The organism is Streptococcus parasanguinis, assembly GCF_001074805.1.
In the GTDB taxonomy this organism is placed as follows: domain Bacteria; phylum Bacillota; class Bacilli; order Lactobacillales; family Streptococcaceae; genus Streptococcus; species Streptococcus parasanguinis_A.
Genome location: NZ_JUPI01000004.1, coordinates 1 through 14,313 on the forward strand (window position 1 = coordinate 1; position 14,313 = coordinate 14,313).

Sequence of the window (14,313 nt, forward strand, 5' to 3'; positions counted from 1 at the left end):
TGTGCGGAGGTGGGACGACGAAATCGAATTCTAACGAATTACCGATTTCTGTCCCACTCTCTATTTTTCAATGATGACAGGGCCATCTGGTGTCCCTACAATCACTTTTGAAATCATGTTCAAGAATAAACCGTGCTCTACGACGCCTACGGTGTGATCCAGTTCATTGGCCAAAGCTTCCGCATCCTCGATCACTTTGAGATCCAAGTCAATGATAAAGTTGCCTTGGTCGGTGACAAAACGTTGGTCATCCGCGATACGGAAAGCAGGATGGTAACCTTTTTGTTCAAAGTGACGGAAGAGATTTTCAGCTCCATATTGCACCACTTCCACTGGAAGTTTGAAAGCCCCAAGAGTTGCGACTTGTTTAGATTCATCTACGATCCAAATGCAATCTTTTGAATTAGTTGCGACGATCTTTTCCATGAGGAGAGCACCACCGCCACCTTTGATCCCGTTTAATTGAGGATCCACTTCATCTGCGCCATCTACTGTTACATCGACCACTTCAACATCGTCGATAGCCTTGAGCGGAATGCCTAAACTTTCAGCCTGATCATAGGTCACACTCGACGTTGTGACAGCTGTGATCTCCAAGCCTTCTTCTTTGATGCGACGACCCAATTCAACCACAAAATAATAAGCAGTTGACCCTGTACCGAGACCGACAATCATGCCGTCTTTGACAAACTCAGCCGCTTTAATTCCTACCTGTTCTTTTAGGTTTACCATCATAGACCTCCTTTTATATTCTATTACAGTATAGCATATTCTGTAAGAGATTTCACTAATTAATTGAAAACCTTTCCAGCTTTTAGTTCTAAAAGCAAAACCTTGCCCGTCTGCTGACTTTACGATAGAATAGAGATGAATATACAGGAAAAGAGAAATGACATGATTACTAAAGAATTTGATACCATTGCTGCCATCTCGACACCTCTTGGTGAGGGGGCGATCGGGATCGTCCGCTTAAGTGGGACAGACAGTTTTGCCATCGCGCAAAAGATCTTTAAGGGAAAAGATTTAAGCAGCGTGGCTAGCCACACGCTCAACTACGGCCATATCGTAGATCCAGATAAGAACGAGATTCTCGACGAAGTCATGGTTGGAGCCATGCGCTCGCCGAAGACCTTCACCCGTGAAGACATCATCGAGATCAATACCCACGGCGGGATTGCTGTGACCAATGAAATCCTGCAATTGGTGATCCGTGAAGGCGCTCGTCTGGCAGAACCTGGTGAGTTTACCAAGCGGGCCTTTCTGAACGGTCGGGTCGATTTAACACAGGCCGAAGCCGTCATGGACATCATTCGCGCCAAGACCGACAAGGCTATGAACATCGCCGTTAAGCAACTAGATGGTTCCCTGTCTGACCTCATCAACAACACCCGCCAAGAGATCCTCAATACTCTGGCTCAGGTCGAAGTCAATATCGACTATCCTGAGTACGATGATGTTGAAGAAGCAACCACTGAGATCATCCGTGAAAAGACCAGTGAATTTGAAGCCCTCTTGACCAACCTCCTCAAGACTGCCCGTCGCGGTAAGATCTTGCGTGAAGGGATTTCTACTGCTATCATCGGTCGTCCAAACGTCGGCAAGTCCAGCCTCCTCAATAATCTTCTTCGTGAAGAAAAAGCCATCGTGACCGATATCGAAGGAACCACCCGTGACGTTATCGAGGAATACGTCAACATCAATGGGGTTCCCCTCAAACTAGTCGATACAGCTGGTATCCGGGAAACCGAAGACATCGTTGAGCAGATCGGTGTCGAACGGTCGAAAAAAGCCCTCAAGGAAGCTGATCTGGTTCTTCTGGTTCTCAATGCTAGCGAGCCCTTGACCGATCAAGATCGCCAACTCCTTGAAATCTCTCAAGATAGTAACCGCATCATTCTCCTCAATAAGGTCGATCTCCCGCAGCAAATCGAGTTGGACGAGATTCCTGCCGATCATATCAAAATTTCTGTCCTGAAAAACCAAAATATCAACCAGATCGAAGACCGGATTAACGCCCTCTTCTTCGAGAATGCTGGACTGGTCGAGCAAGATGCTACTTATCTCTCAAATGCCCGCCACATCTCTCTTATTGAGAAAGCCGTTGAAAGCCTCCAAGCAGTCAACGAAGGCCTGGCTATGGGCATGCCAGTGGACCTGCTCCAAGTCGATCTGACCCGCACTTGGGAAATCCTTGGAGAGATTACAGGAGATGCTGCACCAGACGAGCTCATCACCCAACTCTTCAGCCAGTTCTGTCTTGGTAAATAACAAAAATGCGTATGTTTGCACACATACGCATTCTTTTTTTGTTTTATTTTCCTTGTTCTAATCGCTCGACGGTTTGATAAGCTTGGTAGATCAGGAAGAGACCAGTAGCATTCAAGACTGGAATCGCAATCGGCAACTCGGTCACGATTTGTGAGAAGGGTGAATTGCCAACAAAATGGAGTCCAAACCCAGCTACTAAGTATCCCCAGCCTGCTAGACGTAGATCCTTGCGTCCTCTGCTTGCTTGGACAATTAGGAAGAGCCCTAGCATGACAAGACCTGTGTATACCCAGTGAGACATGGGCGCATTGGTCACACGGCCGAGAATCCCTGACACCGTGTAAGAGAACCCTCCCGGCAGATCCTGACGGATATAGGCAAAGTCCTCCACGATCTGGAAACCAAGACCAGAGGCAATCGCCAAGAGGAAGATCGACTTGATGCGACGGACACTGAATAAATAGAGGACAAAGAAGATCGGAATCAACTTAAAGGGTTCCTCAAAGAGGGGCGCAGCGATGGCACTCTCGTACTGGTTCCAAAAGTCGCTATTTGGAGCGATCGCTTGAATCATGTCATGGAAATAGGTATTGGCAAAGCTAGACAACCAACCGGCAACAAAGCCCCCTCCTAATAAAGAAAAGAGAACCGGTACCCAAGACAACTTCCACTTCTTAGCAAAATGAAAGAGAGCCCAAACAGCAGGAAGTGCATAGACCAAAAGGATGAGGGTAGAAAGTCCCACAATCCCGTACTGGCTACCAGACATCCAGCCTTCTGTCAGTGACTGGGTCTCATAGGCTAGGCCAATCGCTAGCAAGAGTGAATAGAGAAACAAAATCGATTTGCGTTTCATAAAAGACCTTTCTAAAGTGAAATGAAAAAGGCTGGAAGCCCAGTCTTTTCCGAGTACTATCATTGTAACAGGATCAGCTTAAAAAAACAATAAATGTGGATTAGTGAGAAAAATATAAAACGTAGATGGCGACAAATTGTTGACTAAATTTAGTTACTTAATCACCAACGCTCCATTTTCCTCAGTCGCCAAGAGCTTCTCATCTTTATCATATATTTTAAGTTTTATACTGCTCGGTTTGTTTTGAGTTGCATTGTATTGCTTTACTATCTCTTCTTTTAAATCAAAAAGCGTCTTACAATAATCTTTTGGATTTATATTTGCTAAAGATAGCATATTTTCTGATACAGAGAAGACAAGGATCAAATACTCTTCATTATAATACACTTTCGCCATCTCAATTTCGCCATTGATTTGATTTTGAAGCATATAAGCAAATACTACATTAGGTTTTTCATTTCCAACCAATGAGGTAGGGGCTTGATTCATCCCTTTGACCACTGATTCTTTACTTTCCTTTGTAGAATCTTTTACATTCTGTTCAGTAGACTGCTCTTTTTTGTCTTCATTCTTCACTTCTTTTTGCGCGCACGATGACAGAAATAGCGAGAGAATGGTCATTGTTGCAAACATAGTTTTTTTCATAGATTTTCTCCTTTTATTTTTACAAGTAGAAAACGACCTGTAATTAACCAAAATTGCATAAGCTTCCTGTAAAAGATATTACAAACCTTTAATTTTATAACCTAATAGGTCATTAGATCTTTAATAGTTTAAAAAAATTTTTATCCAATATTATTCTACCATAATCACTCTTACTTCAGTACAGCTAGGATCTGGCGAATCATGTCTGGATCACCGTCAGGCAAGGTCACCGTCTCAGCATGGTCCAAGATCCCTTGGGTAAATTGCGTCATAAACTCCTCACTATTAAGCTCATCCGCAGACTGTTGCCAGTGGCTCGGTACAGGATAGATCGTGACTGTTCCATCACCATTGGATGCATAAGTGATATTTCCTTCAGCTGAATATGAACCAAACAGATGACGCACATCTTTTGGATAATCGACACCCAAGCCACCATTATAAATCTTTGTTCCAGCTGCACTATTTGAAATATTTAACTCGGAAGGAACGTTCTTAATCACATAAGCCCAGACACGCGCAGCTTCGACCTGAGCAGCGGTGTAGCCTGGATAATCATTCTGATCTGCCTTCTTCGAAGATTTGACCTCGCCATCCGGGCGAGTATTCCACTTCTTAGCCTTACTCGTTTTAGACGTACTACTGCTATCGTCTGTATCTACTTGCTCCCGATCTTTCGGCTGCTCTTTCTTGCGATAGTAGAAACTGTCATCATCGCCATAAGCTGGTGACTGACCAGCCCAGATCCGATCCTTGGACTTATCCGAAGCATCGTCTTTGCCCGCTTTCTGACCTTTTGGAAGGAGCAAGAGACCGTAGCCTCCAACACCCGACTTGGCACTAACCGTCATCTCAGCGATCTGGTCCTTCTGCTTAAAGCTCGATGCATCAAGCTCAACATCCTCGCTGACCAAGCCCTTATCATCAAAGACCAGCTCATTGCCACGACCATCGATCCAAGTCCCCTTGATACTCGAGTAGTCCTTAGCCTTGATGGCTTTCAAATCCATACCAGACTGTTTCTTTTCTGAAGTGCTGGTCTGCTTGGAATCCGAACTCTTAGGCGACCCCGTCCTCTGAGGACGACCACACGAAGCCAAGACCAAAGCAGAAAGCACAATTACCAAACCTTTTTTCATATCAATCTCCCTTCACACACCTACTATTTTAGAAAAATAAGAAAGGAGGGTCAAAGAAAAAGTGGAGGGCGAGAATAATTTAATGACCTAAAACTCTGTAAAATTATGATTTGAATGTCTCAAAAAAAAGAAGCTCAATGTAACGAGCTTCTATACCATCATCTTTTATTTTTCTTGTTTTGGGACCGTTCGAAACAACACAGCTCTAAAACGTCAACACTCTGTCATAAGTGAACTACTCCCCAAAAGTTAGACAGAAAAAATCTAACTTTTGGGGTGCAGTTCAACTGCCAGTGTTTTCTTTTCTATCTTTGTCCCCTGCCGAAATATAAAATAGGCTTTTAGAAAATTTTGGTCTACTTTTTAGCCATCTTATTTTTTGACTGACCTTCGCTTTAATATTATTTATCCCTCATAAATTGATTAATTTTATTCTTCTTAGTTGTTCTTTACTCCGGTAATTCTACCTTCAAGCTCATATCTGTCGGTTGCAATACTTTCTGAACAGCGGTGAGAAAGGATAGTCCATTATCCGATGGAGAACATTGGAAGGTGATATGAATGACTTTTTTATCAAAGCTAACGCCATATCTATCCACATATTGCTTGCTTTCGAGGAAGTAGATATAGTTATTGAGTTTTTCTTGCAGAATTTCCAGATGGACTGCTTCTATCTCTTCCTGCCAGCCGACTGAATCCACCAGAAGAAGCTCTAAATGATTATCAACTATACCAATAGCGTCAAGTTCGCTAGGTTCTAGTTCTGAAACAATAGTTTTTTTTACAAGAGCTTTAAACTCTTCAACATCAAACAACTCACGTTGATCTTCTATATTTGGTAGCATAGTTTCAGGATGATTACGTATATAGTTTCTATCAATATCATCTTGCTTACTTAAGGGCCAGTGCCCTGTTTCGGCATAAATCATCACCTCATATGCTTCCCTAGAAGATTGAAATGCTTTATCCATTAGTTCCTTAGTAATGGGATAGCATACTTCTGAGCCCATAGCTCCTCCAACTTCTTTAAAGAAGCTAATTTCGTAATAACCATCTGTTTCATATACAACAAATCCATCGCCTCTATGTACAATCGTATTGGAATGATTATAATCATCTAACTCATCTGCCTTTGGCCAAAGATGATGTTCACAATAAAACATTACTTCTAAAGCATCTTTTTCTGATTTTGAAACACGTTCTGCTAATTTTTGGCTAATGGGAAAGTTAAGCACTTCTTTCCCTCTACTCCACAGAATCTGATAATCATTGTTGTTTTTTAATATCGTACAATTTTTGTATTGTTGAATTTCTGTTGTCATACTATTTCTTTTTGTCTATTTCAATGGTGATACATAATCGTCTGGAAGTTTGCCTCTCCGGTCAATACATTTTTGTTCAGCAAGTGGAATTAATGTCTCAAGCTCTTCCTCAATAGGCGATGCCATCTTTTACCCATTTTCTAGTTTCTAACTCCAAATTAAAATAGAAATCTCTTCGACCAGATTTATCAAAACAATCCTCTTTAAGAGCCTCGCATACAATTCTCAGTTTCTTCTTACTTATCTCAGAAATATATAACATAGTAAATCCTGAAGGAGATTCAATTTGGTCGATTTTCTTACCTTCTAAATTATAAACCTCTAGTTCTGATGGAACGTCAAAATCGCTGGATGAGCGAAATATACTGAAGATACGCTGATATTTAGGGCTAAAGCGAAGATGATGTAAATGATGAAAACTAATCTGATGCTTCCCATTATGATTCCAATCCAGGGTTCCTTCTAGTAAATTTTGTTGCCATAACAATTTTCCTTCTAAACTAAAGTAGAAAATGATTTTGCTTACAAAGTTTTCTCCACTATAGACGATAACAATGTTCTCATCTTTATTATATTCCGCATGAATGATATCTGGTAGTTCTATCTTTATTACGCAACCATCCCACTCCCATGTGACCATCCGTTCACCGTAATCAATTTTCATCATCCTTCTCCTACTCTAACTCAGATAAATTCGAGATGTATTGTTTGCTCAGTCATCATGGAATCCACTTCCTCGACAAGTTTATCTATCTCGTTCTGTGTGATACGAATGTGGTTGTAGGTGGCTCCCAATTCTGTATACTTAACCTATATACAATAAAGCTTCCATCAGTCAACAATTCTACCTCTGCTTTTAAAGCATAGCCTTTTCATAGTCAAATGTGATGGTAGATCTTATACCAAAAATTTTCATTATTCTTCCTTTTCTTATATCTCTTTTAGGCCAAACTTGTAAATCACTTAGAAGTCTTTTAAATTTGGTATTCCAAAATGATGAGACTACCTTAAAAAATCAATGTTACGTTTTCCCCTATTATACCACACCATGGATATTTTATGACCTTTGCCAACATTTGGCTAAAGAAAAAACACTGGCGAATCAGTGTTTTACTTATCTATATTGTCCCCTGCCGGAATCGAACCAGCAACTACTCCTTAGGAGGGAGTTGTTATATCCATTGAACTAAGGGGACCGATAAAAAAAGAAGCGAGATCACTCCCGCCTCCTTGTTCGTCTTAACGACGGATTTCTTTAATACGAGCTGCTTTACCTTGCAATGCACGAAGGTAGTACAATTTCGCACGACGTACTTTACCGTAACGTACAACTTCAATCTTTTCTACACGTGGAGTGTGTACTGGGAATGTACGTTCAACACCGACACCGTTAGAGATTTTACGAACAGTGTACATTTCAGTGTGTCCTTGACCTTTACGAGCGATAACAACGCCTTCAAAGATCTGGATACGTTCACGAGATCCTTCGACAACTTTCGCGTGTACACGAACAGTGTCACCAGGACGGAATGCAGGGATATCAGTACGAAGTTGACCTTCAGTCAAGCTTTGGATTAATGGATTCATTTTATTCTCCTATCTTCGTCAATCTTGAGGGACCTCCCTCAGCGGATAAACTGTATTTTTGTGCTTCCATTACGCACAGAAACTATCATATCAGATAATTTCAGGTTTGTAAAGCTCTTTTCTCTACTTTTTCGCAACTTTTTGACCGGAATAAATGCTCCACTCTTTTGGCAGGCAATAGGCGATGGCGCAAGCAATGACAAAGAATGGCAGATTGGCATAGCCAAAGACTTCTCCTCCGATCAAGATCGGTGCGAGCAAGGTCGTCGTCGCACTGCCAAAGACACTGGCATAACCGATAGCAGCCACCACTAAGACGGGTAAGCCCAGCAGAGGAGCGAGAAAGACGCCAAGTGTAGCTCCGATCGCAAAGAGCGGTGTCACTTCTCCTCCTTGGTATCCAGCAGAGATGGTCACCACGGTAAAGAGGAGCTTGAGAATCCAGTCATAACTCTGCGCACTCCCCTGATGAAAAGCCACATCAATCAGATTGGTTCCGAGTCCGCTATAAGAGCCAACCTTGGTCAGTTGGAGAGTCAAGAGGATCAAGCTGAGCCCAGCCCCAATGACCGCGATTCGAATATACGGATTAGGCAGTACTTTCGCGACTGTTTTCTTCAACCAGGAAAGGCTAACTGCAAAGAGTTTCCCAGCGAGGCCAAAAGCCAAGCCAAGAAGGGCGACTTTGATCAAGGTCTCTGGTGTCCAGCTCAGCGTTTCCTTGAGTGGCACAGCAAATTTCTCCAAGCCAAGAGCATGAGAGGTGAAGCTAGCCACGATCGAGGCGATAAGGGCAGGATAGAGAGCCATCAACTGCAACTCCCCAACTGTCAAGACTTCAAGAGCAAAGAAGGTTGCTGCGAGTGGCGTCTGAAAGAGCCCCGCAAAACCGGCTGCCATCCCGGTCATGAGAAAAATACGCGAAGCATCTGGAATCTTGATGTGACGGGCAAAACGATGCGAAAGCGTAGCTCCGATCTGGACTGCTACACCTTCCCGACCGACCGAACCACCAAAGAGATGGCTCATCCAGGTCGTCAGCATGATCAAAGGCACCAAGACCAAGGGGATTTTCTCCTCACGCGCGTGTCCGACATCAAAGATGAGGCCCATCCCTTTTGAAGCCTTGCCACCAAAACGTTTATAAAGATAAACGATGACAAGCCCCGCTAAGGCTAGGAAAAGAATCAAGGGCCAATGCTGGCTTCGTACATCTCCAATCAGGAGAAGACCTTGACCAAAAATCATATCAATAGCACCAACCAAGAGTCCAATAAAAAGAGCCATCCCTGTTAGGACCACATACTGTTGTGCTTTTTGCTTGATCGATAGACTAGTCACGCGCCCTCACCTCCTCTTGGAAGTCTCTCGAGCGCTTCATCATATCTTGAAACTGAGCTTGAATGGTCGCACGATACTGCTCATCCGTCACGAGAGACCCGACTTTCTCAAGCACTTCTCTCTCCCTTCCTTGATCGAGCACAGGTAAGCCCTGCTGCTCCTTATATTCTACAATCTGACCGACACAGACTATCCGTCTTTCCAGCAAGGCTACTAGCTCTTGATCGATCTGGTCAATGTCCTTACGAATCTGATCTAAATCCATGTGTCTCCTCTTTATTTTGGATATAAATCGAGGCTGTATTCCATCGATCCAGCCTCTTTGTCATTAATTTGCTTTTGCTACAAGTTCTTCTGCAAAGGCTTCTAATTTTTCAATGTCTTCATCTTCTGCAGACAAATCAACTTTGACACACTCAGAGCCTTTTTCAGCACCAGTCGCAGCGAAGCAACGGTCGAAATCATCAACTGCTTTACAGAATTCATCGTAGAAGGTATCACCTGATCCTACCACACCGTAAAGTTTGCCTTTGAGATCAAGGCCAGCCAAATCTTCGTAGAAATCTTGGATCTCATCTGGAAGCTCTCCATCACCGTAAGTATAAGTCGCTACCACTGCGATATCTGCTTCAAGGAAGTCCTCCGCATCCACAGTTGTACACTCATCCACATCTACTTCGACACCAAGATCACGGAATTTGTCCGCTACGATATCAGCGATTTCTTCAGTATTTCCAGTCATACTAGCAAAAACAATCTTCGCTACAGTCATAATTTCCTCCCAAAAGCTATTTCCCGTATTATACCACTTTTTCAAACATTTTGCACGAAACCTTTCCCGATAAGCTGAAAGAAGGGACACGTTTCAAGAATTTGGACCGATTCAACCTAATCGCCCTCGTTTTCTTCTTGAATTGCTTTAATAGTTTTAATTTCTTCATCTAATTTCTTATCAAAATTAGCCTTATTTTTGAAGGGATACGAATAGGTGCGCCAAGTGTACCATTTGAGGCCTTCTTCACCCTTATAGTACCATTCGATTTTAGTGGGTAAGAATTCTTTGTTGTAGGTGATACGAACTTTGGAAAACTGACTATCCTTGATAGAATATCTACCTTCAAATTCTGGCGGATATTCCTCTTTCAATAATTCTTTATTTACTAAAGAATCTGGTGAGCGTGTAATTTGATAATTATTCTTTTTGATTTCATCTGGTGAAATTTTCAGATTAACTAAAATGGATGATATTTCTCTGTTAAAAGAACGTTGGTACATTTCTTTAGTTCCATAATTTCCATAACCACCATATAATTTATTCCTCTTAATAACTGCAAAATACGAATTGTACAATTCCTTATCTTTTAAATCAAATCCTACTCCAGTACTCCACTCTTTTCCCCAGTCATTTTTATCTTGTACCAAAACAAATCTCTGTTTCTGTAAAATATCATACGCACTACTGGTGGTCTTTCGGATAGAATTGACTTTGAGTATAGTCATAATAGCCAGTATTATTATCAGCACTGCCATTAAGAGATTTCTTAAATTTATTATACTCTTCCACTTTTTCTTCTTCTGACATTCCTTTTGTATTTCGTTGCCATGTTTCATAATCTTGGTTCCCTTTCCTTACAATATCCGCAAATTGACCAACATGTCCTGTATTTTCATCTTTTTTGCCCAAGTCTTTTTCATAACGGAATAACTCTTTAGCTCTAGCTCGAGTAGCTGGCTCAGGGGTACCACCTACATCAAGCATTCCATGTTTACCTTCGTAAAACTTAGTAACATCTGAATTTTGACCTTTTGAAGGACCATAGTTGAAGGATTCCGTATTGGCAATTTCCCTAAATTCATCATCAGAATATGCGCTTAGATCTGAGTTATAGCGACCATTTGCTAGCTTGTGTTTATCATAGGCATCCCATTGACTGTCAAACTCGCCGGTATCCAAATTCACAATAAATTCCACCATCCGTGCATTGTTTAAATCTTTTCCTTTAGCTGAATTGCCCTGAGGGACTTGAACCTTCATATTATAGGGACGTTTAAAGCCATCTTTTGGATTAAAGCGATTATGGTAGTTAGAGCCAGTTGTGTAATCAAATTCAATATTATTTTCTTTACCATATGCTAACAGTTTTTCGTAATCATTCGCGCCTTCGTAGTGACTCCGAATATAGTAAATCGCTTGACGATCCAGATAGTAGCGGAAGAAATGGACTTGCTGCCTAAGTAAATCTTCTTTGTAATTAAGATGTTTATCACCGAATGCTTTTACAACATCACGTCTGAAATACATGTTGAAATCCCCATGTGGTGGTAGATTCTCTGAAATCTTATGCGTTTTGCTTGTCAAATGCATAAACTGATTACCATCCGTTTCTGCACCTAATTGCTTAAGAACAAGTTTTACTTTCGCTTCTGAATCGAGTTTACTACTAGCGTACATCTCTGTATAGATATCGGATCCAATCTCCTTGGTTTCTGCATACAAAGCATCTCTCCTTGCATTTAACTCACTGCCTGTCTTGGCATCAGCAGTTCTTTTTGAAACGCCTTTAACATAACCTTTGATGGCATCCTTATCCCAGCCATCTATTTCTTTAAGGTTCACTGATTGTTCACGTAATCCCGTAAGAAATTGGTTATATTCGAACGCTGTTACATCCTTTGGTTTCTTTGGCAAATATTCATTTTCAAACTCTTTATTCTTAATCGTTTCATTTACGAGATCAGACCAGGATAAATCCTTTGGAATAGAATACATTCCCGTATTTGGATCCCACGCTATGTTAATTTGATTGACAGCTATTTGAATAGCTTGGGCTAAGACATCAATTTCCCAGAAGATACTTGGCGATGATGCATTAAACGCTCTGAGTTTATTTAATTTTTCTTGTAGTTTATTTTTAGTAGCTTTAAAAATACTTTCTAATACGTTTAAGCCTTGAATCCTCTGTAATCTCTGCAACCGTTGAAAATCTCCAGCACTAGTCGATTTACTAGCAGCAATTTCATTAATCTCTGCATGAAAGATAGCAATCATCCGATCACACTGTTCAATATCAGAAACCAACTTTTCTTCCTGTAAGTCCTCGTCAGCCACCTCCGAGCGATAGGATGCTGGAAGCTTCTTCACACTTTCTTGTGTAGCTTCTGCTAAAGCAACCCCAGCCTCCTTCAATGGCTGGACAACACTTGTCACAAAGCTTCTAAAAGAGTCGTAAGCTTGGCCAGACAAGCGCGAGGCAGAATTTTCTATTTGAGTTAATGATGTTTCTAGTGATTCATAGGCTTTCAATTGTTGCTTAATCATAGTACCTGTGCTACTAGCTTGGCTATCCAAACTACCTCGATAAACTTCGATTCCCATCGTCACACTCCTTTTCAATCATTAATTTTTTCCGTTCATGATAGATATCATTTAAATCATCTTCGGCTTTTCTTTTTTGAATAGCTAATTCATCCAGCTCTTCTAAATAACTATTTGAAATTTTTCGCGATTCATGAAGAAATCCCTCTTGAAGTTGGTCAAAAAAATTTCTAGAGGAAGGATAGGATTCAAATGCATCCCATAAATAACGGTACGCATCAGAGCTATAGCCCTCAAAGCGGTTCAACTCATCTTCCAGATTTCTTTTTTCTCTTACAATTTCTCTTTCTTTTTGGAAAAGTTGGTCTTCTTGTCTTCTTAATTCCGATAGTTGTTGATCGTGATTCATCTTCCTACTCTTTCAAGCTATTGAATGCTCGCAGCAGTCGCTTCATCCACTTCTGTAAATCCAATTGAAACACTTTGCAAGTTGGTCCCGATTGATTCAATCGCCGCTGCAATTTCTTCTGCTTTGGTTTTAGCAGTATCAATGGCTTGATGGGCCGCATCATTACCAGATAGTTTGGTTTGTTCATCTTTTGAAGCTGATGCAACTCCCGAAAGTGCATCCCCACTACTTTTTAAAGAAGCTGCTAACTCTTGTGCCGTCTCAGCATTACTTTTAATTTCAATCATCCTAGTCCCTCCCATACTAAATCTATTCATCCATTCTACCAAAATATTGATCTTCTGTAAAACCGTTTCCACAGCTCCTAATTAGTGATAAATGCTTGCTGGATGGGCCTTTCTTATGTTAAAATTGACAGAGAAAATGAGGTAATGTATGAACGTAATGAATGAAATTCTTGAAAAAATTCAAGCTTATGACACGATTATTATCCACCGTCATCAGAATCCGGATCCGGATGCGATTGGTAGCCAGGTGGGCTTGCGGGATCTCCTGCGTGCGCACTTCCCTCAAAAGCGGGTCTTGGCAACTGGCTATGATGAACCAACCTTGACTTGGCTTGCTGAGATGGATACTGTCAGCGATGAGGACTATGCTGGAGCTTTGGTGATTGTCTGTGATACGGCTAATACTCCCCGCATCGATGACAAGCGCTATACGAATGGTGATTTCCTGATCAAGATCGACCACCACCCAAATGACGATGCTTATGGCGATCTGCTCTGGGTCGATACTGAGTCTAGCTCTACCAGTGAGTTAATCGCACTTTTTGCTAAGGAATTGGATCTTGAACTTCCTGTGAGTGCTGCTCGTCTTCTCTATGCTGGGATTGTCGGCGATACTGGTCGCTTCCTTTATCCTTCCACTTCGACTCGAACCTTTGAGATCGCTGCCTATCTTCGAAGCATTCCCTTCGATTTTACAGCACTTGCTCGTCAGATGGATACGATCAACCTTAAGACAGCTAAGCTTCAAGGCTATGTCTATGACCATCTTGAGATCGATGAACATGGCGCTGCGCGTGTGACCCTAACACAAGAGCTCTTGAAGAAATTCGATCTACGTGATTCAGAGACCGCTGCAATTGTCGGAGCTCCTGGACGCATCGATACCGTATCTGTTTGGGCTATCTTTGTTGAGCAGGCCGACGGTCACTTCCGTGTCCGGATGCGTAGCAAACGAAAAGTGATCAACGAAATTGCCAAACGACATAATGGTGGTGGCCATCCACTAGCGAGTGGAGCCAACTCCTACTCCCTCGAAGAAAACGACCAAATCTACAAAGAGCTACAAGAAGTGGCACGCACAAACGAAGGCTGAGAACAGTTTCTCAGCCTTTTTATCTTGGTCATGGGGTTTTCATTTGATCT

Annotated in this window: 16 protein-coding genes and 1 tRNA gene; 2 read left to right on the forward strand and 15 right to left on the reverse strand. The window is 41.8% G+C overall.

Annotation, left to right across the window (positions count from 1 at the left end):
* Positions 1 to 60: 60 nt before the first annotated feature.
* A complete protein-coding gene (gene rpiA, locus ADI76_RS00065; RefSeq protein WP_049513766.1) occupies positions 61 to 732 on the reverse strand; it encodes a ribose-5-phosphate isomerase RpiA in 672 nt (223 codons plus the stop codon).
* 162 nt (positions 733 to 894) lie between these two features.
* Between rpiA and mnmE the strand changes: the two genes are divergently transcribed.
* Entirely contained in the window at positions 895 to 2,268 is a 1,374-nt protein-coding gene (gene mnmE / locus ADI76_RS00070; protein WP_049513768.1) for a tRNA uridine-5-carboxymethylaminomethyl(34) synthesis GTPase MnmE, read from the forward strand.
* Between the two features lie 43 nt (positions 2,269 to 2,311).
* Here mnmE and ADI76_RS00075 read toward each other — a convergent pair whose 3' ends face one another.
* The 14 genes from ADI76_RS00075 to ADI76_RS00140 form a co-directional block, all read right to left on the reverse strand.
* Positions 2,312 to 3,124 carry a PrsW family glutamic-type intramembrane protease gene (locus ADI76_RS00075; RefSeq protein WP_049513772.1) on the reverse strand — a complete coding sequence of 271 codons (813 nt, stop codon included), beginning with the start codon at positions 3,122 to 3,124 and terminating at the stop codon, positions 2,312 to 2,314.
* 153 nt (positions 3,125 to 3,277) lie between these two features.
* Positions 3,278 to 3,769 (reverse strand): hypothetical protein, encoded by a 492-nt coding sequence (locus ADI76_RS00080; protein ID WP_049513773.1) that lies wholly within the window; start codon positions 3,767 to 3,769, stop codon positions 3,278 to 3,280.
* Positions 3,770 to 3,939: 170 nt separating this feature from the next.
* Entirely contained in the window at positions 3,940 to 4,908 is a 969-nt protein-coding gene (locus ADI76_RS00085; protein ID WP_049513777.1) for a DUF6287 domain-containing protein, read from the reverse strand.
* Between the two features lie 449 nt (positions 4,909 to 5,357).
* Positions 5,358 to 6,071: a DUF6572 domain-containing protein gene (locus ADI76_RS00090; protein ID WP_239683599.1), complete on the reverse strand. Its 714-nt coding sequence runs from the start codon at positions 6,069 to 6,071 to the stop codon at positions 5,358 to 5,360.
* A gap of 268 nt (positions 6,072 to 6,339) precedes the next feature.
* Complete coding sequence (locus ADI76_RS00095; RefSeq protein WP_049513781.1) at positions 6,340 to 6,894, reverse strand: hypothetical protein; 555 nt, start codon at positions 6,892 to 6,894, stop codon at positions 6,340 to 6,342.
* 460 nt (positions 6,895 to 7,354) lie between these two features.
* Positions 7,355 to 7,426, reverse strand: a tRNA-Arg gene (locus ADI76_RS00100).
* A gap of 43 nt (positions 7,427 to 7,469) precedes the next feature.
* Positions 7,470 to 7,817: a 50S ribosomal protein L19 gene (gene rplS / locus ADI76_RS00105; protein ID WP_003003254.1), complete on the reverse strand. Its 348-nt coding sequence runs from the start codon at positions 7,815 to 7,817 to the stop codon at positions 7,470 to 7,472.
* A 123-nt stretch (positions 7,818 to 7,940) separates the two neighbouring features.
* Positions 7,941 to 9,104 carry a chloride channel protein gene (locus tag ADI76_RS00110; protein WP_204374217.1) on the reverse strand — a complete coding sequence of 388 codons (1,164 nt, stop codon included), beginning with the start codon at positions 9,102 to 9,104 and terminating at the stop codon, positions 7,941 to 7,943.
* Positions 9,105 to 9,150: 46 nt separating this feature from the next.
* Entirely contained in the window at positions 9,151 to 9,423 is a 273-nt protein-coding gene (locus tag ADI76_RS00115) for a chorismate mutase (protein ID WP_003007051.1), read from the reverse strand.
* 63 nt (positions 9,424 to 9,486) lie between these two features.
* Positions 9,487 to 9,930 carry a flavodoxin gene (locus ADI76_RS00120; RefSeq protein WP_009730912.1) on the reverse strand — a complete coding sequence of 148 codons (444 nt, stop codon included), beginning with the start codon at positions 9,928 to 9,930 and terminating at the stop codon, positions 9,487 to 9,489.
* Between the two features lie 116 nt (positions 9,931 to 10,046).
* Positions 10,047 to 10,580: a cobalamin biosynthesis protein CobN gene (locus ADI76_RS00125; protein ID WP_229100811.1), complete on the reverse strand. Its 534-nt coding sequence runs from the start codon at positions 10,578 to 10,580 to the stop codon at positions 10,047 to 10,049.
* A gap of 34 nt (positions 10,581 to 10,614) precedes the next feature.
* Positions 10,615 to 12,534 carry a DUF3114 domain-containing protein gene (locus ADI76_RS00130; RefSeq protein ID WP_049513787.1) on the reverse strand — a complete coding sequence of 640 codons (1,920 nt, stop codon included), beginning with the start codon at positions 12,532 to 12,534 and terminating at the stop codon, positions 10,615 to 10,617.
* Complete coding sequence (locus tag ADI76_RS00135; protein WP_049513790.1) at positions 12,509 to 12,883, reverse strand: DUF3958 family protein; 375 nt, start codon at positions 12,881 to 12,883, stop codon at positions 12,509 to 12,511. The genes ADI76_RS00130 and ADI76_RS00135 overlap by 26 nt, the downstream gene beginning before the upstream one ends.
* A 17-nt stretch (positions 12,884 to 12,900) precedes the next feature.
* Complete coding sequence (locus tag ADI76_RS00140; protein WP_049513794.1) at positions 12,901 to 13,170, reverse strand: TIGR04197 family type VII secretion effector; 270 nt, start codon at positions 13,168 to 13,170, stop codon at positions 12,901 to 12,903.
* Positions 13,171 to 13,318: 148 nt separating this feature from the next.
* On the opposite strand from ADI76_RS00140, the gene ADI76_RS00145 reads away from it, so the two are divergent.
* The gene (locus ADI76_RS00145) at positions 13,319 to 14,263 is read left to right on the forward strand and encodes a DHH family phosphoesterase (RefSeq protein ID WP_049513791.1); all 945 of its coding nucleotides are present in this window, start codon (positions 13,319 to 13,321) and stop codon (positions 14,261 to 14,263) included.
* The last annotated feature ends 50 nt before the right edge of the window (positions 14,264 to 14,313 follow it).